26 protein-coding genes are annotated in these 24539 nt (G+C 64.9%); 15 read left to right on the top strand and 11 right to left on the bottom strand.

From position 1 onward, the window contains the following. Window positions 1-8 precede the first annotated feature (8 nt). Window positions 9-764: an ATP-binding cassette domain-containing protein gene (locus CFP68_RS07420; protein WP_099826287.1), complete on the bottom strand. Its 756-nt coding sequence runs from the start codon at window positions 762-764 to the stop codon at window positions 9-11. Next, window positions 757-1464 carry an ABC transporter permease gene (locus tag CFP68_RS07425; RefSeq protein ID WP_099826557.1) on the bottom strand — a complete coding sequence of 236 codons (708 nt, stop codon included), beginning with the start codon at window positions 1462-1464 and terminating at the stop codon, window positions 757-759. Before CFP68_RS07425 ends, CFP68_RS07420 begins: the two co-directional genes overlap by 8 nt. A 283-nt stretch (window positions 1465-1747) precedes the next feature. Between CFP68_RS07425 and aroA the strand changes: the two genes are divergently transcribed. The 4 genes from aroA (at window position 1748) to CFP68_RS07445 (ending at window position 6496) form a co-directional block, all read left to right on the top strand. Further along, window positions 1748-3094, top strand: coding sequence for a 3-phosphoshikimate 1-carboxyvinyltransferase (gene aroA / locus CFP68_RS07430; protein ID WP_099826288.1), 1347 nt, complete (start codon window positions 1748-1750; stop codon window positions 3092-3094). A 96-nt stretch (window positions 3095-3190) separates the two neighbouring features. Continuing rightward, entirely contained in the window at window positions 3191-3937 is a 747-nt protein-coding gene (locus CFP68_RS07435; protein ID WP_099826289.1) for a sulfite exporter TauE/SafE family protein, read from the top strand. Between the two features lie 117 nt (window positions 3938-4054). Continuing rightward, window positions 4055-4888, top strand: a complete 834-nt coding sequence (locus tag CFP68_RS07440) for a bifunctional allantoicase/(S)-ureidoglycine aminohydrolase (protein ID WP_099826290.1) — start codon at window positions 4055-4057, stop codon at window positions 4886-4888. 102 nt (window positions 4889-4990) lie between these two features. After that, window positions 4991-6496, top strand: a complete 1506-nt coding sequence (locus CFP68_RS07445) for a nucleobase:cation symporter-2 family protein (RefSeq protein WP_099826291.1) — start codon at window positions 4991-4993, stop codon at window positions 6494-6496. Between the two features lie 128 nt (window positions 6497-6624). On the opposite strand, the gene CFP68_RS07450 is transcribed toward CFP68_RS07445, so the two are convergent. Both CFP68_RS07450 and puuE read right to left on the bottom strand, forming a co-directional pair. Beyond that, a complete protein-coding gene (locus tag CFP68_RS07450; protein ID WP_099826292.1) occupies window positions 6625-7110 on the bottom strand; it encodes an ureidoglycolate lyase in 486 nt (161 codons plus the stop codon). Beyond that, entirely contained in the window at window positions 7107-8516 is a 1410-nt protein-coding gene (gene puuE / locus CFP68_RS07455; protein ID WP_099826293.1) for an allantoinase PuuE, read from the bottom strand. Before puuE ends, CFP68_RS07450 begins: the two co-directional genes overlap by 4 nt. Window positions 8517-8659: 143 nt before the next feature. On the opposite strand from puuE, the gene uraH reads away from it, so the two are divergent. Then, window positions 8660-9013: a hydroxyisourate hydrolase gene (gene uraH / locus CFP68_RS07460; protein ID WP_099826294.1), complete on the top strand. Its 354-nt coding sequence runs from the start codon at window positions 8660-8662 to the stop codon at window positions 9011-9013. Here the strand turns inward: uraH and CFP68_RS07465 are convergent. Next, window positions 9010-9918 (bottom strand): LysR family transcriptional regulator, encoded by a 909-nt coding sequence (locus tag CFP68_RS07465; protein ID WP_099826295.1) that lies wholly within the window; start codon window positions 9916-9918, stop codon window positions 9010-9012. The genes uraH and CFP68_RS07465 overlap by 4 nt on opposite strands. Window positions 9919-10015: 97 nt before the next feature. Between CFP68_RS07465 and CFP68_RS07470 the strand changes: the two genes are divergently transcribed. The 9 genes from CFP68_RS07470 (at window position 10016) to CFP68_RS07510 (ending at window position 17959) form a co-directional block, all read left to right on the top strand. Beyond that, window positions 10016-11263, top strand: coding sequence for a urate hydroxylase PuuD (locus CFP68_RS07470; protein WP_099826296.1), 1248 nt, complete (start codon window positions 10016-10018; stop codon window positions 11261-11263). Between the two features lie 68 nt (window positions 11264-11331). Next, the gene (locus CFP68_RS07475; RefSeq protein WP_099826297.1) at window positions 11332-11961 is read left to right on the top strand and encodes a (d)CMP kinase; all 630 of its coding nucleotides are present in this window, start codon (window positions 11332-11334) and stop codon (window positions 11959-11961) included. A 302-nt stretch (window positions 11962-12263) separates the two neighbouring features. After that, window positions 12264-13940 (top strand): 30S ribosomal protein S1, encoded by a 1677-nt coding sequence (rpsA, locus tag CFP68_RS07480; protein WP_099826558.1) that lies wholly within the window; start codon window positions 12264-12266, stop codon window positions 13938-13940. A gap of 308 nt (window positions 13941-14248) precedes the next feature. Further along, complete coding sequence (ihfB, locus tag CFP68_RS07485; RefSeq protein WP_099826298.1) at window positions 14249-14530, top strand: integration host factor subunit beta; 282 nt, start codon at window positions 14249-14251, stop codon at window positions 14528-14530. 8 nt (window positions 14531-14538) lie between these two features. After that, window positions 14539-14877: a LapA family protein gene (locus CFP68_RS07490; RefSeq protein WP_099826299.1), complete on the top strand. Its 339-nt coding sequence runs from the start codon at window positions 14539-14541 to the stop codon at window positions 14875-14877. A 24-nt stretch (window positions 14878-14901) separates the two neighbouring features. Continuing rightward, window positions 14902-15546, top strand: a complete 645-nt coding sequence (locus CFP68_RS07495) for a phosphoribosylanthranilate isomerase (protein ID WP_099826300.1) — start codon at window positions 14902-14904, stop codon at window positions 15544-15546. Between the two features lie 77 nt (window positions 15547-15623). Next, complete coding sequence (locus CFP68_RS07500; protein WP_099826301.1) at window positions 15624-16085, top strand: GNAT family N-acetyltransferase; 462 nt, start codon at window positions 15624-15626, stop codon at window positions 16083-16085. Window positions 16086-16177: 92 nt separating this feature from the next. Then, a complete protein-coding gene (trpB, locus tag CFP68_RS07505) occupies window positions 16178-17410 on the top strand; it encodes a tryptophan synthase subunit beta (RefSeq protein WP_099826302.1) in 1233 nt (410 codons plus the stop codon). Window positions 17411-17515: 105 nt separating this feature from the next. Then, entirely contained in the window at window positions 17516-17959 is a 444-nt protein-coding gene (locus CFP68_RS07510) for a DUF7282 domain-containing protein (protein WP_099826303.1), read from the top strand. A 97-nt stretch (window positions 17960-18056) separates the two neighbouring features. Here the strand turns inward: CFP68_RS07510 and CFP68_RS07515 are convergent, their stop codons facing one another. The 5 genes from CFP68_RS07515 to CFP68_RS18430 all read right to left on the bottom strand — a co-directional run bounded on the left by CFP68_RS07515 (window position 18057) and on the right by CFP68_RS18430 (window position 21936). Further along, entirely contained in the window at window positions 18057-18434 is a 378-nt protein-coding gene (locus CFP68_RS07515) for a DUF2237 family protein (protein WP_099826304.1), read from the bottom strand. A 14-nt stretch (window positions 18435-18448) separates the two neighbouring features. Continuing rightward, a complete protein-coding gene (gene pth, locus CFP68_RS07520; RefSeq protein WP_099826305.1) occupies window positions 18449-19135 on the bottom strand; it encodes an aminoacyl-tRNA hydrolase in 687 nt (228 codons plus the stop codon). A gap of 136 nt (window positions 19136-19271) precedes the next feature. Continuing rightward, entirely contained in the window at window positions 19272-19925 is a 654-nt protein-coding gene (locus CFP68_RS07525) for a 50S ribosomal protein L25/general stress protein Ctc (RefSeq protein WP_099826306.1), read from the bottom strand. 109 nt (window positions 19926-20034) lie between these two features. After that, window positions 20035-21075, bottom strand: a complete 1041-nt coding sequence (locus tag CFP68_RS18425; protein WP_241523993.1) for an alpha-amylase family protein — start codon at window positions 21073-21075, stop codon at window positions 20035-20037. A gap of 12 nt (window positions 21076-21087) precedes the next feature. Then, a complete protein-coding gene (locus CFP68_RS18430; protein ID WP_241523994.1) occupies window positions 21088-21936 on the bottom strand; it encodes an alpha-amylase family glycosyl hydrolase in 849 nt (282 codons plus the stop codon). Window positions 21937-22065: 129 nt separating this feature from the next. Here CFP68_RS18430 and CFP68_RS07535 point away from each other — a divergent pair, with 129 nt between their 5' ends. Continuing rightward, on the top strand, window positions 22066-22425 hold the full coding sequence (locus tag CFP68_RS07535) for a putative quinol monooxygenase (protein ID WP_099826307.1): 360 nt from the start codon (window positions 22066-22068) through the stop codon (window positions 22423-22425). A 43-nt stretch (window positions 22426-22468) separates the two neighbouring features. On the opposite strand, the gene CFP68_RS17880 is transcribed toward CFP68_RS07535, so the two are convergent. Continuing rightward, a complete protein-coding gene (locus CFP68_RS17880) occupies window positions 22469-24400 on the bottom strand; it encodes a calcium-binding protein (RefSeq protein WP_145953413.1) in 1932 nt (643 codons plus the stop codon). Window positions 24401-24539 lie beyond the last annotated feature (139 nt).

The following is a 24539-nucleotide window of genomic DNA, read 5'->3' on the forward strand; positions in this document are numbered from 1 at the left end:
TTGCGTGTTCAGACGACAATCCTGCCGTTCAGGTAATCCCGCGCCGCATCCGACTGCGGTTCGGGAAAGAAGTCGGCGGCGCGGCTGTGTTCCACCACGCGTCCGCCGTGCAGAAAGACGACGTCATCCGCCAGGCGGCGCGCCTGTCCGACATCGTGGGTGACGAAGATGATGCGCACGCCGCGGGCCTGCGCCTCGGCGACGATCCCCTCGATGGCCAGCACCGAGGCGGGATCCAGGCTGGCCGTGGGTTCGTCCAGGAACAGAACGTCGGGTTCGGTGGCAAGGGCACGCGCCAGGGCAAGGCGCTGGGCCTCGCCGCCCGACAACAGGCGGGCGGGCTGATCGGCCTTGTGGCTCAGCCCGATACGCTCCAGCAGGGCGGCGCGCCCGAAGGCACGGCGCCCGCGCGCCTTCAGCACGAAATCGAGGTTGGCCGCCACCGACCGGCGCAGCAGGACCGGCTTTTGAAACACCAGCGCCTGGCGCATGGTGACGGTCGCGGGCGCGTGTCCGGCCCAGTCGATGCGCCCCGCACTGGGCGGCATCAGCCCGTGCAGAAGCTTCAGCAGCAGGCTTTTCCCGGCACCGTTCGGCCCCATGACCATGGTGCAGCCGGTCGGTCCCAGGTCAAGGTCCAGCCCCTCCAGAACCCGCGTGTCACCAAAACGCAGCGCCAGGCCACGCACCGTCAAGGGCAGGATCAGCGCGCCCCGGGCCGTGTTCGCGGCGCACACCGACGGAAGGATCATCGCGTCAGACATAGGCATACCGCGCCGCCGTCATGCGCACAGATTGCACGGCGGCGTTCACACCCAGTGCGATGACCAGCAGGATGATCCCCAGCGCCAGCGCCAGCGCCAAGTCTCCCTTGGATGTCTCCAGCGCGATGGCGGTGGTCATCACACGCGTCAGGTGGTCGATGTTGCCGCCCACGATGATCACCGCGCCGACCTCGGCCACCGCGCGCCCGAACCCGGCCAGGCCGACCGTCAGCAGCGAATAACGCGCGTCCCACAGCAGCGCGCGCACCGTCTGCAAGCGCGTCAGGCACAGCGATCTGAATTGTTCGGCGTATTCGGTGTGCAGATCTTCCAGAACCTGCCGCGACAACGCGGCGACGATGGGCGCGATCAGGATCGTCTGCGCCACGATCATCGCGGTGGGCGTGTACAGCAGCCCCAGGAACCCCAGCGGGCCGGAGCGTGAAAAGTGCAGATACACCAACAGACCCACCACCACGGGCGGCAGACCCATCAGGGCGTTCATCACGATCAGCACGAAGGCGCGCCCGCGGAACCGGCCGATGGCAACCAGCGCGCCGATCGGCAGCCCGATCACGCAGGCCACGAACGTCGCCGTCAGGCTGACCCGCAGCGACAGCAGCACGATCTCGAGCAGATCCGCATCACCGGACAGAACCAATGCAAACGCCAGGCCAAGGGAGTCGCCAATGCTCTGCAAGATTCCCTCCAACGTGCATAATTTCCCGAAGATCACGCTACGCGGAATGCATGGCAGAGTTCAAGCCTGCCGTTTGAGCGCGCCATTGCGGGATATATTCGCGTTCTATGCGTTCGCACCTCCCATGCGCGCCCGCTCTGCACTGCATAATTTCCAGATTGGCGCGGTAACTTCGTGGGGCGTGGCTTTTACGGCGGGCCGCTGGGACCACTCGGCCATTGCGCGCGGCGGTGTCTTGCGTAGTATCCGCGCGATTTCCCAAGACGCAGAAGGAGGCGCGGGTATGTCCGCCCATGGCAAACCGATTCCGATGACCGCGCGTTCGGGTGCGCCCCTGCACGGTGTGGCCGAGGTGCCGGGGGACAAGTCGATCTCGCACCGGTCGCTGATCCTGGGCGCCATGGCGGTGGGCGAGACGCGCATCACCGGCCTGCTGGAAGGGCAGGACGTGCTGGACACCGCGCGCGCCATGCGGGCCTTCGGGGCCGAGGTCACCGATCACGGCGGCGGCGCGTGGTCCGTGCATGGCGTCGGCGTCGGCGGTTTCGGGGAACCCGACGACGTCATCGATTGCGGCAACTCGGGCACCGGCGTGCGTCTGATCATGGGGGCCATGGCGACGACACCGATCACGGCGACCTTCACCGGCGATGCGTCGCTGAACGGGCGGCCCATGGGGCGGGTGACCGACCCGTTGGCGTTGTTCGGCACGGCGGCTTACGGCCGGCGCGGCGGGCGGTTGCCGATGACCCTGGTGGGTGCGGCCGACCCGGTCGCCGTGCGCTATGCCACGCCGGTGCCGTCGGCGCAGGTGAAATCGGCGATCCTGCTGGCCGGGTTGAACGTGCGTGGCGACACCGTGGTGATCGAGCGCGAGGCGACGCGCGATCATACCGAACGGATGCTGGCCGGCTTTGGCGCGAAGATCGAGGTCGAGGAGACGCACGAAGGCCACGTCATCACCCTGACCGGCCAGCCGGAACTGCAACCCCAGGAGATTGCCGTGCCGCGCGATCCCAGTTCCGCGGCATTTCCCGTCTGCGCGGCGCTGATCGTCGAAGGGTCCGACGTGCTGGTGCCGGGGATCGGTCTGAACCCCACGCGCGCCGGCCTGTTCACCACCTTGCGCGAGATGGGCGCCGATCTGACCTATGAGAACGAGCGCACCGAGGGTGGCGAGCCTGTGGCCGACCTGCGCGCGCGCTTCTCGCCCGACATGAAGGGCATCGCCGTGCCGCCCGAGCGCGCGGCCAGCATGATCGACGAATACCCGATCCTGTCGGTTGTCGCCTGTTTTGCCGAAGGCGTGACCGACATGCAGGGGGTGAAAGAGCTGCGCGTCAAGGAAAGCGACCGGATCGACGCCATGGCCCAGGGGCTGCGGGCCTGCGGGGCGATTGTGGACGAGGGCGAGGATTGGTGGCGCGTCACCGGCATGGGTCCGGGCGGCTTGCCCGGTGGCGCGACCTGTGCGTCGCGTCTGGATCACCGGATCGCGATGTCGTTCCTGATCGCGGGGATGGCGGCACAGGCGGCGGTCACGGTGGACGACGCCGGGCCGATCACCACGTCCTTCCCGATCTTCGAGCCGTTGATGGGCGCGCTGGGCGCAGATCTGCGGCGCGACTGACGATCCGGCACGGCGCCGCCCATCGCGGCCGGTCGCGCCTTGCGCGTCGGCCGTTGTCCGGCGCCGCACCTTCGACAATCACGGGGACACGACACGATGGACATGCTGGTGCTGATCCTCGCCGGGCTGTTTGCCGGGGCGCTGAACGCGGTCGCCGGCGGTGGCACGTTCGTTACCTTCCCGGCGCTGGTCTGGCTGGGGATCGCGCCGATCTCGGCCAATGCCACGGCAACCCTGACCGCGGTGCCCGGCTATGTTCTGAGCGCCTGGGCCTTCCGGCGTGATGTGCGGGCCGAAGGGGCGCTGCGGCTGCGCACGCTGATGCAGATCGCCGTGGCCGGCGGTGCGGTGGGTGCGCTGCTGCTGATGGTGACCCCCGGCGCGGTGTTCGCCGGTGTGGTGCCGTGGCTTCTCGGGATTGCGACACTGTTGTTCGCAGTCGGGCCCGCGCTGTTGCAGCGACTGCGCGCGTCCGGGCGGGCGGGGGCCGGTCCGCTTGTGTCGGGGGGCGCGGTTCTGGCGGTGTCGGTCTATGGCGGTTATTTCAACGGTGGCCTCGGCATCATGCTGCTGGCGACCTTCGGGTTGATCGGGTTCGTCGATATTCACGGGATGAACGGGCTGAAAAGCCTGATGTCGGCGATCCTGTCTGTGGTATCGGCGGTGATGTTCATCGTCGCCGACCTGATCGCCTGGGATGTCGCGCTGATCCTGGCGCTGGCCACGGCGACGGGTGGATACATCGGTGCCAAGGTCAGCCGCCGCATCGTGCGCACCGACCTTCTGCGCGGTTTCGTGGTGGCCGTGGGGGCGGTGATGACGGTGCTGTTCTTCCTGCGCTGAGTGTGGGATCCCCCGCGATCTTCAATAAATGGCGATAGAACCTTAGCGATTGTGCGGCTTCCGCACCAACACGCCATGCCGGATGATCGGGCCCAGACCTGATTGCCGGAGAATGTGATGACCGCACCCAGATATTTCGCCCCCCACGGCGGCCACCCGCCGCAAACCGAACTGCTGACCGGGCGGGCGGTGTTCACCGATGCCTATGCCGTCATTCCGCACGGCACCATGCGCGACATCACCACCAGTTTCCTGCCCCATTGGGACGCCACGCGCCTGTGGGTCATCGCGCGCCCGATGACCGGCTTTGCCGAGACGTTTTCGCAATACATCATGGAAGTGCAGCCGGGCGGAGGATCGACCCGCCCCGAGGCGGACGCCGGGGCGCAAGGCGTGCTGTTCGTCGTCGAGGGCGGTTTCACCCTGACGATCGAGGGCACGGCGCACGACATGGCCGAAGGCGGATATGCCTATATTCCGGCAGGCGCGGACTGGAGCCTGATGAACGGCAAGGATGCGATCACGCGGTTTCACTGGATCCGCAAGGCCTATGTCGCCGCCGAGGGCATCGACCGGCCCGATCCGCTGATCCTGAACGAAGGCGACATCGCGCCGACGGTCATGCCCGACACCAACGGTGCATGGGCCACGACACGCTTTGTCGATCCGGCCGACCTGCGCCATGACATGCACGTGACAATCGTCACGCTGCAACCGGGCGGGGTGATCCCGTTCCTGGAGACCCACGTGATGGAACACGGCCTGTATGTGCTGGAGGGCAAGGCCGTCTATGCGCTGAACCGCGACTGGGTCGAGGTCGAGGCCGGCGATTTCATGTGGCTGCGCGCCTTCTGCCCGCAGGCCTGTTACGCCGGCGGGCCGGGGCCGTTCCGCTATCTGCTGTACAAGGACGTGAACCGCCACGCCGCGCTGCCGCTGGCGCGGGGCTGACGGGCGGCCGGGCCGCAGTGCGGCCCGACACCAATTTGCCGGCCGCCGATGATCGAAAGCCATCGGTGGCACCGGGAGTAATTCAAGGGAGGAAACCTTTAGATGTCCGTTACCCAGACCCCCACGATCCCGCCCGATGCGGTCAATGAACGCATCGCGGCGCCAAAGCTGTTCACGCTGGGTCTTCAGCACGTTCTGGTGATGTATGCGGGGGCGATTGCCGTGCCGCTGATCGTCGGGCGGGTTCTTGGCCTGCAACCGGCCGAGGTCGCGTTCCTGATTTCCGCCGATCTGTTCGTCTGCGGCGTCGTCACGATCATCCAGTCGCTGGGCGCGTCCAAGTATTTCGGCGTCAAGCTGCCGGTCATGATGGGCGTCACCTTCGCCTCGGTCGGCCCCATGGTCGCCATCGGCGCCGCCAATCCGGGCACCGAAGGCGCGCGCATGATCTTTGGCGCGATCATCGGCGCGGGCATCATCGCCATGCTGATCGCGCCGCTGGTCAGCCGGATGCTGCGGTTCTTTCCGCCGGTCGTGACCGGCACGATCATCCTGGTCATCGGCGTCACCCTGATGCGGATCGGCATCAACTGGATCTTCGGCCTGCCGGTGGGTCCGACCGCGCCCAAGATCATCGACCCCGAACATCTGGCCTGGCTGGAAAAGGTCGGGGGGATGCTGGACGCGGGCGTAATCCCGGCCATTCCCGACGGGCTGAGGGTTGCCCCGTCGATCGAGAATCCGAACTATGCGACGATCCCCAGCATGGCCATCGCATTCTTGGTGCTGTTCACCATCATCGCCGTGATGAAATTCGCACGCGGGTTCTGGGCGAACATCGCGGTCCTGCTGGGCATCATCGTCGGTGCCATCGCGGCATCGGTCATGGGCATGATGCATTTCGACCATGTCGGCACCGCCAAGTGGTTCGCGCTGATCACACCGTTCCATTTCGGTCTGCCCATCTTCGATCCGGTCATGATCATCACCATGACGCTGGTCATGATCGTCGTGATGATCGAATCCACGGGCATGTTCCTGGCCCTGTCCGAAATGTGCGGCACCAAGCTTGAGCGCACGACATTGTCCGCCGGGTTGCGCACTGATGGCTTGGGCACGCTGATCGGCGGTGTGTTCAATACCTTCCCCTATACCTCGTTCAGCCAGAACGTCGGCCTGGTGGGGGTGACCGGCATCCGGTCACGCTATGTCTGTGTCATGGGCGGCGCGATCATGATCGTGCTGGGCCTGATCCCCAAGATGGGCGCGGTGGTCGAGGCGCTGCCGGTTGCCGTGCTGGGCGGTGCGGGCCTTGTCATGTTCGGCATGGTGGCGGCCACCGGGGTTCGCATCCTCGGCGGTGTCGATTTCAAGACCAACAAGTTCAACGGTCTGATCGTCGCCATCTCGCTGGGCGCCGGAATGATCCCGCTGATCGCGCCCGACTTCAAGATCCATCTGCCCCACGCCTGGCACCCGCTGATCGAAAGCGGCATCCTGCTGGCGTCGATCTGGGCCGTGGCGCTGAATGCGCTGCTGAACGGCACCACCGTCGATGCGGAAGACGAGGCGCGCAAGGCGGCGCTGGCTTCGGACGGCGCGCACTGAAACCCGCGGCCCGGCGCAAAAGCCGGGCCGATCGGCGCGCGAAACGTAAGCGGGTTTTCACGACACCGACATGAAAAAACGCCCGCCGGAGCGATCCGGCGGGCGTTTCGCGTTTCGTCAGCCTGACGTCAGGCGGTGATGGTCCAGACCGGATCCAGCGGCACCTCCTCAAGGTTCGCGCCATCACCGATCCGGTCGATCACGGCGAACAGGCCGGGCGCGTGCAGCGGCGTCAGAACGCCGTGCCATGTGCCCCGGTGAAAGTTCACCCCCTGACCCGGCGCGGCGATGAACGCCACCGGCGTGCCGGGTTTGCCGCCCTCATCGGGGGCCACGACCACCAGCCATTCGTTCCGGTGCATCGGCACGAAGGCCTGGGATCCGTCGGGGTGACGTTCGACCAGGTCCAGGGTGTGGGGCAGGGCGCGCGCCTGTGCGTCGAAGATGCTGATCCCCGCGCGCCCGTCGCCGAAATCCAGCGTGGCGCGGTCGTGGTGGCGGCCACACAGCCCGGCGTTGATCATCTTGTCGGGGTTGCCCGACACCTCCAGCACATCGCCGTAGGGGGCGAAGGCGGCAGCGGTCAGCGGTTCGGCCTTGATCTCGCGGCTCATGGCAGGATTCCTTTCAAGCGGTGCAGCGCAATGCGTTCGACCTGGCGGCAGGCCTCGGCGAATTCGGTGTCGCGGTCCTGTTCCAGCCGCCGCTGGAAGGCCGACAGGATGCTGGCCTTGTCATGGTCGCGCACGGCGATGATGAAGGGGAACCCGTTCCTGGCCACATAGGCGTCGTTCAGGCGGGTGAATGTCGCGCGTTCCTCGTCGCTCAGCAGGTCCAGACCGGCACCGGCCTGTTCGGCCGTCGATTCCGCGGTCAGTTGCCGTGCCGCTGCCAGCTTGCCCGCCAGGTCGGGGTGGGCCGTCAGCACGCCCAGCCGCTGATCGGCATCTGCGCGGCGGAACACGCGGGCCAAGGCATTGTGCAATCCAATCGCCGTGTCGTTGGCCGCGCCCAGTTCGCCGTCATGCGCCGCTTCTGCGATCCAGGGCGAATGTTCGAAAATGCTGCCGTATTTCGCCACGAATGTCTCACGATCCATCGCGCTGGGCCGAACATGGCGCACATGGGGATGCACCTTGGCCCAGTGATCGGCGATCTGTGCGCGGGTGGCGAACCAGACGCCATCATGGCCGCGGGCATGGTCGAGGAACCGGCGCAGCGCCTCGGCCCGGCCGGGACGGCCAACCAGGCGGCAATGCAGACCGACCGACAGCATCTTCGGCGCCCCGTCACAGCCTTCACGATACAGCGTGTCGAAGGAATCGCGCAGATAGCAGAAGAACTGATCGCCCGAGTTGAACCCCTGCGGCGTCGCAAAGCGCATGTCGTTGCAATCGAGCGTATAGGGCACGATCAACTGATCCCGGTCGCCGTATTCCTGCCAGTAAGGCAGGTCGTCGGCATAGGCGTCGGCGACATAGGCGAATTGCCCGGTTTCGGCGGCCAGTCGAATGGTGTTGCCGGACGAGCGTCCGCAATACCAGCCCCGCGGCGGCGTGCCGGTGACTTCGGTGTGCAGGGCGATCGCCTCGGCGATGGCGGCGCGTTCCTGATCCTCGGGCATGTCCTTGTGTTCGATCCATTTCAGACCGTGCGACGCCATCTCCCAATCCGCCGCGATCATTGCGGCTACCTGCTCGGGCGAGCGGGCCAATGCGCTGGCGACGCCGTAAACCGTGATCGGCAGGTCCTTCAGCATCCGGTGCAGCCGCCAGAACCCGGCGCGCGCCCCGTATTCATAGATCGATTCCATGTTCGCGTGACGCTGACCCGGCCATTGCGCCGCCCCGACGATTTCCGACAGGAACGCCTCGGACGCGGGATCGCCGTGCAGGATGTTGTTCTCGCCGCCCTCTTCATAGTTCAGCACGATCTGAACGGCGATCTTCGCGTCGTTCGGCCATTTCGGATCGGGCGGGTTGGCGCCGTAACCTTGCAAGTCGCGGGGATAGCGGTTCATTTCGGATCTCCTTTGTCGCGCCACGATACTGCGCAACGGGGGCGCGGATTATCAATTAATATCGAAAGCACCCATGCGCGCAGGCCCGCTTCCGTCCGTGCCCGTGCCGGGGCAGGGTGGGTGAAACAGCAAGAGGACGCACGATGCCCGGATACCTGACCACCCATGTTCTGGACACCGCCCGCGGCTGCCCCGCCGAAGGGTTGAAGATCGACCTCTATCGAATTGACGGCGACACCCGCACCCACCTGCGCGCACTGACCACCAACGCCGACGGGCGCACCGACAGCCAGATCCTGCCCGAAGCCGAGTTCGAAACCGGCACCTATGAGCTGGTGTTTCACGCGGGCGCATATCTGGATGCCTGCGGCGTTCCGGCGGAAGATCCCCGGTTCCTTGACCTGATCCCGTTGCGGTTCGGGATGTCCGAGGCCAGCCACTACCATGTGCCGCTGCTGCTGTCGCCGTTCGGCTATTCGACCTATCGCGGCAGCTAGGGCGCGCGCAGTGCCGCGGTCATCCGGGCGATCATGAATTCCATGAACAATCGCGCCTTCGGATCCTGATGGCGCCGATGGGCATAGAGGCAGGCCAGTTGCACGGGCAAGGGCGGCGTGTCTTCGGCCACCCGGATCAACGCGCCGCTTTGCAGGTGATCGGCGATCTCGAACGTGGGTTTCATCACGATTCCCGCGCCAGCCAGCGCCCAGGCGGTCAGAACGTCGCCGTCGTCGGATTCGAACCGGCCGCGCACCTCGAACCGCGCGGCCCCGCTCGGCGTCTTCAGCTCCCACTGAAATTCGGGCGCCCCGGGAAACCGCAGGTTCAGGCAGTTGTGCTGGCCCTTGTCGATCTCGCCGCCCGACATCGGGTGGCCGTGGCGCGCAATATAATCGGGGCTGGCGCACAGCACGCGGTCGCAATCCGCGATCTTGCGGATCCTGAGGGTCGAATCCTCGGGACGGCCCAGGATGAAGGCGACGTCCAGCCCCTCGGCGGTCAGGTCGATCTTGCGATCGCTCAGCCGCAGGCGCACCGTCACGTCGGGATATTTCGTTGAAAAGTCCGGGATGTGCGGCGCGATCAGCCGCCGGCCCAACCCCAGGGGTGCCGCGATGTGCAACGTGCCGCGGGGGTTTTCGGTGATATCGGCGACGCCCGCTTCGGCCTGTTCCACCGATTCGAGGATCGCACAGGCGCCTTCGTAAAAGATCGTGCCCTGTTCGGTGGGCGACAGACTGCGCGTTGTGCGCTGAAACAGGCGCACGCCCAGATGATGTTCCAGCTGGGTCATCCGGGCCGAGGCGACGGCGGGCGAAATCCGCTGGTCGCGCGCGGCCGCCGACATGCTGCCCAGTTCATAGACCCTGACGAAGGTGCGGATGTTGTCGAGATAGGACATTCTTCGGTTTTATTTGACGCTGCTTGTTCCACGCCGAACATGGTTGAAAATTCGTCCGTGCGATAGGGTCGATCCACAAGCAGGGAGGAAACCGCCAATGTACGATTTCGCCATCATGTGGGACTGGTTCGCCTTCGCGGTGCGCTGGCTGCATGTCATCACCGCGATCGCGTGGATCGGATCGTCGTTCTATTTCGTCGCGCTCGACCTTGGTCTGAACCGCAACATCAACGGCCCGGCCGACGGCGAGGAATGGCAGGTGCATGGCGGCGGCTTCTATCATATCCAGAAATACCTGGTCGCGCCGGCGGCAATGCCCGAACACCTGACCTGGTTCAAATGGGAAAGCTACTGGACCTGGATTTCGGGCGCGGCGATGCTGATGATCGTCTATTGGGTCGGGGCCGAGTTGTTCCTGATCGATCCGGCCAAGGCGGACCTGGCCGTGTGGCAGGCGATCGCGATTTCCGCCGGATCGCTGACCATCGGCTGGATCGCCTATGATTTCCTTTGCAAATCGCCTCTGGGGGAAAAACCGACGGTCCTGATGCTGTTGCTGTTCGTCATCCTGGTGGCCATGTCGTGGGGGTATAACCAGATCTTCACGGGCCGCGCCGCGATGCTGCACCTTGGCGCCTTCACCGCGACGATCATGACGGCCAACGTGTTCTTCATCATCATGCCGAACCAGCGGATCGTCGTCGACGACCTGAAGGCCGGGCGCACGCCGGATCCGAAATACGGCAAGATCGCCAAGCTGCGCAGCACCCACAACAATTACCTGACACTGCCGGTGCTGTTTTTGATGCTGTCGAACCACTATCCGCTGGCGTTCGCGACGGAATACACCTGGATCATCGCGTCGCTGGTGTTTTTGATCGGCGTGCTGATCCGGCATTACTTCAACACGATGCACATGCGCAAACCGGTGCCGACCTGGACATGGGCGGGGACCGTCATCCTGTTCATCGTGCTGGCCTGGCTGTCGACCGCGAACACATGGGACGGCGATTACGACGCGCTGGACGCGCAGGAGATGACGGCGCACGAGCAGGTCTATGCCAGCGCCGCGGGTTTTGAGGAGGTGAGCGATATCGTGATGGGGCGCTGTTCCATGTGCCACGCCCGCGAACCCGGCTGGGACGGGATCCGGTGGGCGCCCAAGGGCGTCTATCTGGAAACCGCCAACGACATTGCCCGCGAAGCGCGCCAGATCTATCTGCAATCGGGCGTGTCGCACGCCATGCCGCCGGCCAACATCACCGAACTGCCCGACGAGGACCGCAAGAAGATCGTGCGCTGGTTCCGCAACGCCGGGCGCGACGACGTCGCCAGCGCCGAATAGGACGGTTGCCGCTTTTCTTCGCCCGGTGCGCGGTTTAACCTGAATGTCCACGAATGGGGCGGGGACGCATGGCATTTACAGTAGCAATCGATGGCCCGGCGGCCAGCGGCAAGGGCACGATCGCGCGGGCCGTGGCCGAACGCTTCGGCTTTGCGCATCTGGATACCGGCCTGCTGTACCGGGCGACGGGGCGGCGGATGATGGACGGCGAGGATCCGCTTGAGGCTGCGCGGAACCTGCGGGCCAGCGATCTGGACCGTCCCGATCTGCGCGGTGGTGACGTGGCGCAGGCCGCCAGCCGGGTTGCCGTCGATCCGAAGGTGCGCGCCGCCCTGCTGGACTTTCAGCACGCCTTCGCGCGGCGCAGCGGGGGCGCGGTGCTGGACGGGCGCGACATCGGCACCGTGATCTGCCCCGACGCCGACACCAAGCTGTTCATCACCGCCAGCGATGCCGTGCGCGCCGGGCGTCGCCACGCCGAGTTGTGCGCGCGGGGCGATACCGTGACGCTGGCGCAGGTGCTGGCCGATCTGCGCCAGCGCGACACCCGCGATGCCGCCCGCGCAAGCGCACCGATGAAGCCCGCCGACGACGCGGTTCTGATCGACACCTCGTCGATGGGCATCGACGACGCCATCGAGGCCGCCTGCACCGTGATCCGACGCACCATGGACGCCCGCGGCAACGGCACGTCGTGAAACCGGCGTCGCGCGCGTGGAGGCGTGGCGCCGTGAGTATTTAGGGCAAGAAAAAGCAGGATGGAGCGGTATCGGGCCGTGCAGGTTGCATTGCGCTGCCGCCCTTGTCTTTGGTGCTTATGTGACGTATACGCGCGGCTGTCGAAGGGGCGGAAACAGCTTCGGTGACGGGGGATGCAGGGTCGGTTCAGCCGGCCCTCGTTTTTTTCCCGCCCGGCCCGGGCCCGCGACCAATGGAAACCGAAAGACCGGCGGAGACAACCGCACGGCCAGAAAACGATGAAAAAGGACGATACCGCCACATGAGCGCATCCGCATCCATGGAGGAATTCGAAGCCCTCCTGAACGAAAGCTTCGAGATCGATACCCCCGACGAGGGTTCTGTCGTCAAGGGCCGGGTCATCGCCATCGAGGCGGGCCAGGCCATCATCGACGTCGGCTACAAGATGGAAGGCCGCGTCGAGCTGAAGGAATTCGCAGAGCCGGGCGAACAGCCCAACGTGAACGTCGGCGACGAAGTCGAAGTCTTCCTGCGCCAGGTCGAGAACGCCAAGGGCGAAGCCGTCATTTCCCGTGAAATGGCCCGCCGCGAGGAAGCCTGGGACCGCTTGGAAAAGGCCTATGCCGACGAGAACCGCGTCGAAGGCGCGATCTTTGGTCGTGTCAAGGGCGGCTTCACCGTCGATCTGGGCGGCGCCGTTGCGTTCCTGCCCGGTTCGCAGGTCGATGTGCGCCCCGTGCGCGATGCCGGCCCGCTGATGGGTCTGAAGCAGCCGTTCCAGATCCTCAAGATGGACCGCCGCCGGGGCAACATCGTCGTGTCGCGTCGCGCCATCCTGGAAGAAAGCCGCGCCGAGCAGCGTGCCGAGGTCATCGGCAACCTGACCGAAGGCCAGGCCGTGGACGGTGTGGTCAAGAACATCACCGAATATGGTGCATTCGTGGATCTGGGCGGTGTCGACGGCCTGTTGCACGTCACCGACATGGCATGGCGCCGGGTCAACCACCCGTCCGAGATCCTGTCGATCGGCGAGACCGTCAAGGTGCAGGTCATCAAGATCAACAAGGAAACCCACCGCATCAGCCTTGGCATGAAGCAGCTGCAGGCGGATCCGTGGGATTCGGTCGAGATCAAGTTCCCGATCGAATCGTCGCACACCGGCCGCGTGACCAACATCACCGACTATGGTGCGTTCGTCGAGCTGGAGCCGGGCGTCGAGGGCCTTGTGCACGTGTCCGAGATGTCCTGGACCAAGAAGAACGTCCACCCGGGCAAGATCGTGTCCACCTCGCAAGAGGTCGAGGTCATGGTTCTGGAGATCGATCCGGCCAAGCGCCGCGTGTCGCTGGGTCTGAAGCAGACCATGCGCAACCCGTGGGAAGTGTTCGCCGAAACCCATCCCGAGGGCACGCAGGTCGAGGGCGACGTCAAGAACATCACCGAATTCGGTCTGTTCGTCGGTCTGGACAACGACATCGACGGCATGGTGCACCTGTCCGACCTGTCCTGGGACCAGCGTGGCGAAGAAGCCATCCAGTCCTATCAGAAGGGCGACGTGGTTCAGGCCGTGGTCACCGAAGTGGACGTCGAGAAGGAGCGGATCTCGCTTTCGATCAAGGCGCTGGACGATTCGTTCACCGGTGCCACCGAAGGTGTGCGTCGCGGTTCGATCATCACGGTGACCGTGACGTCGATCGAGGATGGCGGCATCGAGGTCGAGTATGAGGGCGCCAAATCCTTCATCCGTCGTTCGGACCTGTCGCGCGATCGTGCCGAACAGCGCCCCGAGCGGTTCCAGGTCGGTGACAAGGTCGACGTTCGCGTCACGAACGTCGATCAGAAGACCCGCCGTCTGGGCCTGTCGATCAAGGCCCGCGAGATCGCCGAAGAAAAGGAAGCCGTCGAACAATACGGCTCGTCCGACTCGGGCGCGTCGCTGGGCGATATCCTTGGCGCGGCGCTGAAGGGCGACAACTGATCCGCAGCCCGACACAGGTTGCACAAACACCCCCGCATCGCAGGATGCGGGGGTGTTTTCGTCTGGCGGTTCTCCATGCCGGCGAATCATTGCCCATAAATGCCCGGGCGCGGCGGCGATTGCGCTAACGCCGTATGCGGGCCGAGGCATGGTTCGGTTCGATTTGCCACAGAAAAACAGAAGTTTGGCGAAAAGATAGCTGGATCGAAGCCGGTCTCGGCAGTTTCGCGTCGCAATTATTTCTTCTATACTTCCGCCACAAGCCCGGCGAGAAACGACCGTGGGACGTCGACATAGGGGGAAAACTGATGATCCGCTCGGAATTGATCCAGAAGATCGCCGACGACAATCCTCATTTATACCAGCGGGATGTCGAAAAGATCGTGAACACGATCTTCGAGGAAATCATCGGCGCCATGGCGCGCGGCGACCGGGTCGAGTTGCGCGGCTTCGGCGCCTTTTCGGTCAAGAAGCGCGACGCAAGGATCGGACGCAACCCGCGCACCGGTGAAGCCGTTCCCGTTGAAGAAAAACATGTGCCGTTCTTCAAGACCGGCAAGCTGCTGCGTGATCGCCTGAACGAGAAATAGGAAACCGAATGCGTTATCTCCGCTATGCCGTGTTGATTGTCCTCATGGTCATCCTCGTGGTCGTGGCCCTGGCCAACCGCGAAATCGTCACGCTTCAACTGATCCCCGCCGACGTGGGGGCCTATCTGGGCTGGCACCGGTCGGTCAGCCTGCCGTTGTTCATGGTGATCCTTCTCAGTGTCGCGTTCGGTGTCCTGGTCGGTTTCGTCTGGGAATGGCTGCGCGAACACAAGTACCGCGCCGAAGCGGCCCGCAAACGGCGCGAGGCCGAAGCCCTGAAGTCCGAGGTGTCGCGCATGAAAAGCCCCTCGGGCCGCGGCGACGACGTTCTGGCGCTGTTGGAATGATCGGACACGGCCGGTTTGCCCGCCATGGCTGAGGTGCGGGCCAAGTTCTGTGGCCTGTCCCGCCCCGCCGATATCGTCGCGGCGGCCGAGGCGGGTGCCACCTATGTGGGGTTCGTGTTTTTCCCGCGATCGCCGCGCAACGTGGATCCGGCGCAGGCCGCCGGCCTGGCGCTGGAGGTGCCGGCCGGGATCTGCAAGGTCGCGCTGACCGTCGATGCCGACGATGCCGCGCTGGATCACATCCTGGACACCGTGCCCATCGACATGCTGCAACTGCATGGGCGCGAGTCGCCCGATCGGGTGACGGAGGTGCGCGCACGCTTCGGCCTGCCCGTGATGAAGGCGGTCGGAGTGGCCGGAAAAGCAGATCTTGCGGCGCTCGATACCTATGGCCGCGTTGCCGATCAGCTTCTGGTCGACGCCAAGCCGGATCCCGGCGCGGTCCTTCCGGGCGGCAACGGCCTGGCCTTCGACTGGTCGCTTCTGGCGGGGCGTCGCTGGCCCGTTCCATGGATGCTGGCCGGTGGCCTGACGCCGCAGACGGTTGCAACGGCCGTTCGCATGACCGGCGCACGCCAGGTCGATGTGTCGTCCGGCATCGAAAGCGCCCCCGGCGTGAAGGATCCCGCGCTGATGCAGGCGTTCGTGGCGGCGCTGCGGGACGCCTGATCGTTCGGCTGGCGTCGAAGATATCCCGACCGAACTTCATTGAGGATCCGAACATACCGCTCTTGGAGAGAACGTCGATGGAGCTGACCTGGACCGATGCCGATTTCGGGGATGTCGCGGCCATTGTCGACCTTCTGACGGACGATGGGTTGGGCACGGCACGCGAAGGCGACGACCTTGCACATTACGAGGCGGCATTTCGCCTGATGGCGGACGAGGCCGCGAACCATCTGATCGTCGGCCGCCGCGCGGATCGGATTGTGGCGACCTATCATATCACGTTCATTCGCGGGCTTTCGCGGACGGCCACCCGCCGCGCGCAGATCGAAGGCGTGCGCGTGGCCTCGGCGTTGCGCGGCCAGGGGATCGGTGGCGCATTGATGCGCGACGCGGAGGGTCGGGCGCGGGCGGCCGGATGTGGCCTGCTTCAGTTCACCAGCGACGCGCGGCGCGATCGGGCGCATGCCTTTTACGCCGATCTCGGGTTCGTGCCGTCCCACGTCGGTTTCAAGAAGCTTCTGACGGCCGACACGCCCTGACCACCGGAATGATATGGTCGGGCGATGGGGATCGCTTTACCGTGCGCCGCGCCCGCGATAGGAAGGGGGGCCTCATTTTCGCGGAGATCCCAATGGCAGACGATCTGTTCAACAGCTTCATGAACGGCCCTGACGAGAACGGCCGTTTCGGAGATTTCGGCGGCCGGTTCGTATCCGAAACGCTGATGCCCCTCATCCTCAGTCTCGAGGCCGAATATGACAAGGCCAAGACCGATGATGCCTTCTGGGCCGAGATGAACGATCTGTGGACCCATTACGTGGGCCGTCCCAGTCCGCTGTATTTCGCCGAACGGCTGACGCAGCATCTTGGCGGGGCCAAGGTGTATCTCAAGCGGGATGAGTTGAACCACACCGGCGCGCACAAGATCAATAACGTGCTGGGCCAGATCCTGTTGGCGCGGCGCATGGGCAAGACGCGGATCATCGCGGAAACCGGAGCAGGCCAGCACGGCGTCGCCACGGCCACCGTCTGTGCCAAGTTCGGCTTGCAATGCGTCGTCTACATGGGCGCCCACGACGTCAAGCGGCAATCGCCCAACGTGTTCCGCATGAAGCTGCTCGGGGCCGAGGTCGTGCCGGTGACGTCGGGGCGTGGCACGCTGAAGGACGCGATGAACGATGCGTTGCGCGACTGGGTGACCAACGTGCGCGACACGTTCTATTGCATCGGCACGGTGGCGGGGCCGCATCCCTATCCGGCGATGGTGCGCGATTTCCAGTCGATCATCGGCAAGGAGGTGCGCGAACAGATGATGGCCGCCGAAAACCGTCTGCCCGACACCGTGATCGCGGCGATCGGCGGCGGGTCCAACGCCATGGGCCTGTTCTATCCCTTCCTCGACGACAAGGAGGTCGCGATCATCGGCGTCGAAGCCGGCGGCAAGGGCGTGAACATGAAGATGGAGCATTGTGCATCGCTGGCCGGCGGACGTCCCGGCGTGCTGCACGGCAACCGGACCTATCTGCTGCAGGACGACGACGGCCAGATCCTCGAGGGCTTCTCGATTTCGGCGGGGCTGGATTATCCGGGGATCGGCCCGGAACACGCCTGGCTGCATGACATCGGGCGGGCGCAATATGTCGCGATCACCGACGATGAGGCGCTGGAGGCGTTCCAGTTGTCCTGTGCGATGGAAGGGATCATTCCCGCGCTGGAGCCGTCCCATGCCTTGGCCCATGTGATGAAGATCGCGCCGGATCTGCCGAAAGATCACATCATTTGCATGAACATGTGCGGTCGCGGCGACAAGGATATCTTCACCGTGGCAAATCACCTTGGCTGGGACATGTCGGGTGCGACCTGAAACTCACCCTTAAGTGATCGGCAAACCGAGAATCGCGACGGGAACGCTGGAACGAAAGCGGCGAGGGGACGTTCACTGTGTAACTTTGCTACAAAGGAGCACACAATGCGTAACGAACTGAAAAAACAAAAGCTTCTGTCCGTCGCTCTTGTCTCGATGCTGGCGCTGGGAACCTCCGGTGCCGCCTTCGCACAGGGTGCAACCGCGCCATCGGTGTTTGAAGAAGGCGTCGTCGCCTCGGGCGACACGGCGACGTTCGCCGGCGTCCAAGCCGCGCAGAAAGGTTATTTGGTCATTCACGAGGTCGACGATCAGAACGTCGCGATCACCGGCGCCCACATCGGCTATGCGCCGCTGATGGCCGGCCCGAACTCGGACATCCAGGTGATGCTCCAGAAGCCTCTGGTGCCCGGCCAGTCGTACGTCGCCCAGATCTACACCGAGACGAACGACAACGAGGTGTTCGAAGGCAACATGGGCCAAGCCGAAGTCGACAGCCCGGCACGTGACGAAGGTGATCCGATCTTCATGACGTTCACCGCGCAGTAAACGATCTGCACTGTCATCACTTCGCGCCGCCTCCGGTTTCCGGGGGCGGCGTTTTCATGCTGTCAGGGTCCGGTGTCGCGGCCGGCCGCTCACAGGGTCAGCGGTCGGTGATCGCATACTCCTGCAGGACACCCAGCGGAACGATGTCCAACGCGCGCAGGTGTGTTGCCTGCAATGCAACCCGGGGCGCGCACCCCTCGTCATGGGCCTGAAGAAAGCGGCCAGCGCACAGGCACCAGCGGTCGCCGGGGCAAAGGCCGGCAAATCCGAATTCGGGCCGCGGCGTGCTCAGGTCATTGCCGAGGTATTTCGAGAAGGCCAGAAACTCGGCTGTCATGACGGCACAGACCGTGTGGCTGCCACTGTCCTGGGCACAGGTGTTGCAATGGCCGTCGCGGAAGAACCCGGTCATGGGCGCGGTCGAACAGGGTTCCAGGTCGCCGCCCAGAACGTTGACGGATGGCTCTTGTTTCATGGGAACTCCGTTACTCAGCGAAAGCGGTCGGCCAGACGTTGCAACGGTGAACGCTGAACATCGGGCGCGGCATCTTGGGGTCTTTCGGTCTTCGGCTCTGCCGCCTTCGGCGCGGTGCCTGTCGACGGGCGCGGCGGGTTCAGACGCCGCGCGACCGCGTTCATGAAGCCCGGTGCGTCACCCGTCACCAATGCCCCGGCACCGTCACCGACACCGCGCAGGACATCGTCCAGCCAACCTTCGTCGGCTTTCGGGAAATCGCGCAGGACGTATCCGGGCACGGCATCCTTGTGGCCCGGATGTCCGACCCCCATGCGCACACGCTGATATTCGGGGCCGATATGGGCGTGCAGCGATCGCAGACCGTTGTGCCCGGCATGTCCGCCCCCCTGTTTCACCCGGATCTTGCCGGGGGCAAGGTCGATCTCGTCGTGAAAGACGGCGATATCGGCCGGGGAGAGCTTGTAAAAACGCATCGCCTCGCCGACCGAACGGCCGGATTCGTTCATGAATGTCTCGGGCTTCAGCAACACGACCTTTTCACCCTTGATGCTGCCCTCGCTGACCCGGCCCTGGAACTTGGCACGAAACGGCGCAAAGCCGTGATCCGCGGCGATCTGATCCAGCGCCAGAAAGCCGATGTTGTGCCGGTTGCGGGCATATTTCGGGCCGGGGTTCCCCAGGCCGACAAGCAGGCGCATGGCTGCGTCTCTCCGTTTTTGAACCCTCAGCCTACGGTGGGGCGTCGCCCGGTGCAACGTGGCCGACATGAAAACGGGGCGCGGATTACCGCACCCCGTCCGATTTTGCCGCCGGTCCCGCAGGACGCGAAGACGATCAGCTTTCGGCGTCGTCGCCGGTGGTCGGAACTTCGTCCGCCTCGGGCGCGTCGTTGTCATCTTCGTCTTCCGACGACAGCAGGCCGGCCGGTGCCGACAGGTTCGCGATGACGAAATCACGGTCGATCGTCGGGCGCGTGCCCTCGGGCAGGGTGACGGATTTGATCGTGACGGTATCGCCGATCTCCAGACCCGCGATCGAGATCGTGATCTTTTCCGGGATGTCGCCGGCGGTGCAGCGCAGTTCGACCTCGGGGCGCACCATGGTCAGCACGCCGCCCTTGCGCAGGGCCGGGCATTCGTCTTCGCCCACCACTTCGACGGGGATGAACAGCGACACACGGCTGGTGCGGCGCAGGCGCATGAAATCGACGTGGATCGGCAGATCCTTGACGACATGGCGCTGAACCGAGCGGCAGATGACGCGCACGTCGTCGTGGCCTTCCAGCTTGAGGTTGAACAACTGGGCCAGGAAGCGTCCGGCCTTGAGGTTCTTCATCAGCGCGTTGAAGGGCAGGTTGATGGCAACCGGATCTTCGCCGCCGCCGTAGACTACGCCGGGCACCATGCCCTCGCGACGTGCGGTGCGGGCGGCCCCCTTGCCTGTCCCCGCGCGCGGCATCGCTGTAATGTCTGGGATTTGTCCAGCCATGTGTCGATCTCCTGAGATAAGAATGAAAGGCGGCCTCCAAGGGTGTCCGCCCATGAACGCGCGCGTATAGAACGGATCGGATCCTTTGAAAAGCCTCAAACGTCGGCCGTCAGCTTTCAGGAACCAACCAGACACGGCCATGGGGCGGCAGCGACAGCAGGCCCCCGCCATCCATCGCGGGCTGCCCCGCCAGCGTGTCGAAATAGGGGGTGCCGGTGTGCAACCCCAGGTCAGCTCCGCGAACCGTCTGCCAGTGGCCGGAAAAGTTGAAGACGGCGGTCAGCGCGGCCACGTCACCGGGGCGACGCAGGGCGAACAGCGCGCGGTTGGCCAGGGGCAGGATTTCGGTCGCGACACCGCCGGCCAGTTGCGGCGTCACCTTGCGCCGCGCCATGATGTGCCGCACCCCGCGCCAGATCCAGCCCTGGGGCGTATCGGCGCGCGCGGCCGTGCGCGCGGTGGCCCAATCCATCACCGGACGCTGCATCCAGCGGCTGTCGGGCGCCAGGTCGGGATCGTCGAGGTATGACCGGTCGTTCAGCATCCCGATCTCGTCCCCCATATAGATCAGCGGCATCCCCCCGAACGCCGCGATCAGGGCATGCCCCATGAGGATCCGGTCCACGGCCAGGCTGATCAGGCCCGGATCGCCCCGCTCTATCGCGATTTCGAGACCAGCAAGCGACGCGAAGGTGCCGTTGGTGCGCCGATCCCCGGTCGTCTCGTTCACCTGGAAATCCTGCCCGCGCGCGAAACTGCCGGGGCAGTGGCCGGTGTAGAAATCGGTCAGGAATGTCCGGTGGCCGGGCCCGGTTAGGGGTGGATGGCGTTCGGCATCGTCTTCGGTGATGGCCCAGCCGATGTCGTCGTGGCACCGGATATAGGTCGCCCATTGTGCGCGGCGGAACGACGCCGGGAAATGACGGTCCAGCACGTCGGTCATCATCGCGGTGTCGCCGCTGGCCAGCGACGACCAGAACTGCACCATCAGGCTGTTGTGATAGGCCAGATTGCTTTCGCGCCCTGTATGGCGGCCCTGACCCAGGTAGGGGACCAGGTCGTGGGGCGCCACGATGGCCTCGGCCTTGTGAATCACGGCGGGCGCGGCGATGCGGGTGGCTTGGACGATGGCCTGCAGCAGGTCATGCACCTCGGGCAGGTTCTAACAGGTGGTGCCCATGCGTTTCCACATGAAGGCGACCGCGTCCAGGCGCATCACCTCGGCGCCGTTGTTGGCCAGATCCAGGATGATGCCGAGAACGGCCAGAAACACCTCGGGATTTTCCCAGTTCAGATCCCATTGGTATTCGTTGAACGTGGTCCAGACCCATTTTCCGATTTCCGGATACCAGGTGAAATTGCCCGGAGCCTGATCGGGAAACACGTCCAGCAGGGTTTGTTCATACTGACGCGGGATCAGGTCGGTATCGAACATCCGATAGAACGCCTGATGGAACGGATCACCGGCCCGCGCCTTCACATCCCAGGCGTGTTCCTTCGCCGTGTGGTTCAAGACCATGTCGATGCAGGTCGAGATCCCCGCGTCGCGCATGGCCCTGGTCGTGGTGCGAAAGTCCTGCATCGTGCCCAGCCGCGGGTCGATGGCGCCGTAGTCCATCACAGCATAGCCACCGTCATTGGCACCCGGGCGCGGCTTGAGGCAGGGCATGAAGTGGGCGTAGGTTACGCCAAGGCTTTGCAGATACGGGATCGTTTCGGGCACCGCGCGCAGGTTGCCGGCGAAGCGATCGACATAGAAGACGTATCCGATCATCCGCTGGCTCAGGAACCAGCCGGGGTCGATGTCGCGCGCCAGGTCCAGCGCGCGCAGATCGGCCGGGCGCGCCCGCCATTTTTCCTCCAGCAGGGCGCGCAGGCGGGCGGTGAAACCCTCCATCCCGGTGACATGCCCGTAAAGCCGGTCGAGCGGGCCGAGAAGGTCTTCGACTCCCCGATCCCAGCGCAGCCCGAACAGGGTGTCGTCGTCAACGGTGGTGATGGTCGCGGTCATGTTCGGTCTCCGGCTCGGAGCTGGCGGTTGCAATACGCGCCCGGCGCGGGTGCGGCAACGGCTTTGCGGCGTTGACCCGGACCGCCCCGGCGCATAGCGTCCCGCGAGGATTTATCAAAAGGGACGAAGATGAGCGACAACGTTGAGTGGGTCATGGTGATGGATATTCGGGCAGGCAAGGCGGATCACGCCCGGCCCTTGCTGGACGAGATGGTCGAGACGACCGAAGCGGACGAACCCGGCGCCTTGCATTATGAATACTACATGAACGCCGACGAAACCCGCTGCACGTCCTTGGAGAGATACGAGGATTCCGATGCGGTGATGAAACACCTGGCCAATTTCGCGTCGCTTTACGCCGAACGGTTCTTTGCCTGTTTCAAGCCGGTCAGCTTCACGGTCTACGGCCCTGCCAGCGATCAGGTGCGCGAGGCGCTGGCGCAGCTTGGTGCCACCCATGAAAGCCGGACGGCAGGTTTCAGCCGCTGAACCCCCGGGCGGCGGGGGACCGTCGGCATCAAGACCCGCAGGGTCAAAAGATGTCGATGCCGCCCGCCAGATCCTGAAGACCCGTTACGCCGCTCAGAAACACGCGCTCGGCATCGTCGAAGGTGAAGGTCACGCCGGCGCCCGACGCGGTGGCGTAGGTGGCGATCACCTGTGACACCGTCAGACCGCCGCCCCAGAAACCCGACGCGAGGCGCAGGGTGTCGGCTCCGGCGTCGAACCCGACAATGGTGTCCATGCCGTCGCCCGGCCGGAAGATGAACGTATCGCGTCCCGCTCCGCCGATCATCCGGTCGTTGCCGCCACCACCCGCCAGCGTGTCGTCGCCCGAACCGCCGATGTGCACGTCGTTGCCACCCCCGCCGATCAGCCGGTCGGCGCCATTTCCGCCGACCAGAAGGTCGTCGCCCGCACCACCGATCAGAAGATCGGCGCCATTGCCGCCAAATGCCCGATCCGCGCCGCCGCCTGCAAAGAGCGTGTCATCACCGCCCTCGCCCAGAAGGGTATCGCCGCCGTTGCCGCCGGTCAGCGTGTCGTCGTGGATGCCCCCGAACAGCGCGTCGTTGCCGCCGCCGCCGTTCAGATCGTCGCGCCCGCCTTCGCCGCGCAGCCGGTCATCGCCGGCCGCCCCGACAAGCGTATCGTCGCCGGTGCCGCCGGACAGGGTGTCATCGCCCATGAACCCGCGCAGCGTGTCGCCGCCGCCGCCCCCCAGCATCAGGTTGTTCGCACCCGTGCCGCTGACGCTGTCCGCGCCGTCCGAGCCGATCACGTTCTCGACGCCCCAAATCCTGTCGGTCGGACCGGCGATGCTGAACCCGCCGCCACCCAGGGAAACGACCACGCCACCGGGGGCGGTAACCGCCGAAAGATCCAGTGTGTCGATACCCGCGCCGCCGTTCAGCATGCCGCCGGTCGTCTGCGTGTCACCGCGTGCGGCGAACAGATCGTTTCCACCGCCGCCCGCGACCGTGTCGCGTCCCAGGCCGAAGATCAGCAGATCGTCACCGTCGCCGCCGCGCAGCAGGTCGTCACCGCTGCCACCGTCCAGCGTATCGGCGTTGCCCAGCCCATCCATCGTGTCGTTGCCAAGGCCACCGCCAAGACGGTTAGCGCGCCCGTCACCGGTCAGATGGTCGTTGCCCGCAAGCCCGAGCATCTGACCGGTGGCATCCACGCCCAGCCGATCGTCGCCGGTGGTCGCACGTCCGAAGATCCGCGCGGCAACCCCGTCGTCGTCGTCGTCGATGTATTCGGACATGAACGCGACGATGAAACCGCCGCCTGCCAGTGCCTCGATTTCGGGATCTTCCTGGGTAAAGAAACTTGGAACGCTTGGCGCGACATCGAACCTGCCGGTCAGGGCCTGTCCGGTCGCCGTGAACATCCGGCCATAGACGGTATCGCCGACAAAGCCGGGCGTATCGTCGTCCTGATCCCAGACGACGACGATTTCCCCTGTCTTGAGCTGTACCACCCGGGTCGATCCCGGCAAATCATCGCTGGCATCGACGATTGTGGCCGGGCCGGTCTGGTTGCCCGCGGCGTCGAAGAACCGAAGCATGGTGTAATACGAGGTGTCTTCGGTATCGAACCCCAGTTCCCAGTCGTAGTTCTTGTTCGTTACGACGAAGCCACCGTCCTGTAACGCGGCCACGTCGATTCCGCCGCCGGTGCTGTTGAACACGCTTCCGACGGTGCCGAAGTTCATCGTCAGGCTGAAATCCGCCCTGATCGTGTTGCCGTTCGGGTCGGTGATCGTGCCGCGCACCTCGTTGCTGTCCAGATCGCCGGGCGTCGGGAAGCTGCCTTCGCTGTTCCAGATCGTGATTGTGTTTCCGCCGCTGAGAGGCGCGACACGGGTGAAAAGCTGATCAAACTGGCGTTCGTTGATGTTGAGCAGCGTATTGGCGCCCACAGGCGTGCCGTCGGCGGCGAATTGCTGTGTGAACAACTCGTCCTGCTGATTGCTGGCGCTGTCGTCGGCGCTGTAGATGACTTTGAAACCACATGGTGTGATTGCGGCGGCCGCTCTCCAGTGGCGAGCGAGGTCCGGTATACTGGCCTCATGGAAACCAGCCTTGAGGAGAACG

The organism is Oceaniglobus indicus (genome assembly GCF_002751875.1).
In the GTDB taxonomy this organism is placed as follows: domain Bacteria; phylum Pseudomonadota; class Alphaproteobacteria; order Rhodobacterales; family Rhodobacteraceae; genus Oceaniglobus; species Oceaniglobus indicus.

What these genes read in the sequence shown, in the direction of transcription:
- aroA (WP_099826288.1), top strand. Translation starts at nt 1,748, where the DNA reads ATGTCCGCCCATGGCAAACCGATTCCGATGACCGCGCGTTCGGGTGCG.
- CFP68_RS07525 (WP_099826306.1), bottom strand. Translation starts at nt 19,925, where the DNA reads ATGGCTGGACAAATCCCAGACATTACAGCGATGCCGCGCGCGGGGACA.
- puuE (WP_099826293.1), bottom strand. Translation starts at nt 8,516, where the DNA reads ATGAACCGCTATCCCCGCGACTTGCAAGGTTACGGCGCCAACCCGCCC.
- pth (WP_099826305.1), bottom strand. Translation starts at nt 19,135, where the DNA reads ATGCGCCTGCTTGTCGGCCTGGGGAACCCCGGCCCGAAATATGCCCGC.
- CFP68_RS07435 (WP_099826289.1), top strand. Translation starts at nt 3,191, where the DNA reads ATGGACATGCTGGTGCTGATCCTCGCCGGGCTGTTTGCCGGGGCGCTG.
- CFP68_RS07470 (WP_099826296.1), top strand. Translation starts at nt 10,016, where the DNA reads ATGTACGATTTCGCCATCATGTGGGACTGGTTCGCCTTCGCGGTGCGC.
- CFP68_RS07495 (WP_099826300.1), top strand. Translation starts at nt 14,902, where the DNA reads ATGGCTGAGGTGCGGGCCAAGTTCTGTGGCCTGTCCCGCCCCGCCGAT.
- CFP68_RS07450 (WP_099826292.1), bottom strand. Translation starts at nt 7,110, where the DNA reads ATGAGCCGCGAGATCAAGGCCGAACCGCTGACCGCTGCCGCCTTCGCC.
- CFP68_RS07420 (WP_099826287.1), bottom strand. Translation starts at nt 764, where the DNA reads ATGTCTGACGCGATGATCCTTCCGTCGGTGTGCGCCGCGAACACGGCC.
- CFP68_RS07500 (WP_099826301.1), top strand. Translation starts at nt 15,624, where the DNA reads ATGGAGCTGACCTGGACCGATGCCGATTTCGGGGATGTCGCGGCCATT.
- rpsA (WP_099826558.1), top strand. Translation starts at nt 12,264, where the DNA reads ATGAGCGCATCCGCATCCATGGAGGAATTCGAAGCCCTCCTGAACGAA.
- CFP68_RS07475 (WP_099826297.1), top strand. Translation starts at nt 11,332, where the DNA reads ATGGCATTTACAGTAGCAATCGATGGCCCGGCGGCCAGCGGCAAGGGC.
- CFP68_RS07440 (WP_099826290.1), top strand. Translation starts at nt 4,055, where the DNA reads ATGACCGCACCCAGATATTTCGCCCCCCACGGCGGCCACCCGCCGCAA.
- CFP68_RS07490 (WP_099826299.1), top strand. Translation starts at nt 14,539, where the DNA reads ATGCGTTATCTCCGCTATGCCGTGTTGATTGTCCTCATGGTCATCCTC.
- CFP68_RS07535 (WP_099826307.1), top strand. Translation starts at nt 22,066, where the DNA reads ATGAGCGACAACGTTGAGTGGGTCATGGTGATGGATATTCGGGCAGGC.
- CFP68_RS18430 (WP_241523994.1), bottom strand. Translation starts at nt 21,936, where the DNA reads ATGACCGCGACCATCACCACCGTTGACGACGACACCCTGTTCGGGCTG.
- CFP68_RS07465 (WP_099826295.1), bottom strand. Translation starts at nt 9,918, where the DNA reads ATGTCCTATCTCGACAACATCCGCACCTTCGTCAGGGTCTATGAACTG.
- CFP68_RS07515 (WP_099826304.1), bottom strand. Translation starts at nt 18,434, where the DNA reads ATGAAACAAGAGCCATCCGTCAACGTTCTGGGCGGCGACCTGGAACCC.
- ihfB (WP_099826298.1), top strand. Translation starts at nt 14,249, where the DNA reads ATGATCCGCTCGGAATTGATCCAGAAGATCGCCGACGACAATCCTCAT.
- CFP68_RS07510 (WP_099826303.1), top strand. Translation starts at nt 17,516, where the DNA reads ATGCGTAACGAACTGAAAAAACAAAAGCTTCTGTCCGTCGCTCTTGTC.
- CFP68_RS07445 (WP_099826291.1), top strand. Translation starts at nt 4,991, where the DNA reads ATGTCCGTTACCCAGACCCCCACGATCCCGCCCGATGCGGTCAATGAA.
- trpB (WP_099826302.1), top strand. Translation starts at nt 16,178, where the DNA reads ATGGCAGACGATCTGTTCAACAGCTTCATGAACGGCCCTGACGAGAAC.
- uraH (WP_099826294.1), top strand. Translation starts at nt 8,660, where the DNA reads ATGCCCGGATACCTGACCACCCATGTTCTGGACACCGCCCGCGGCTGC.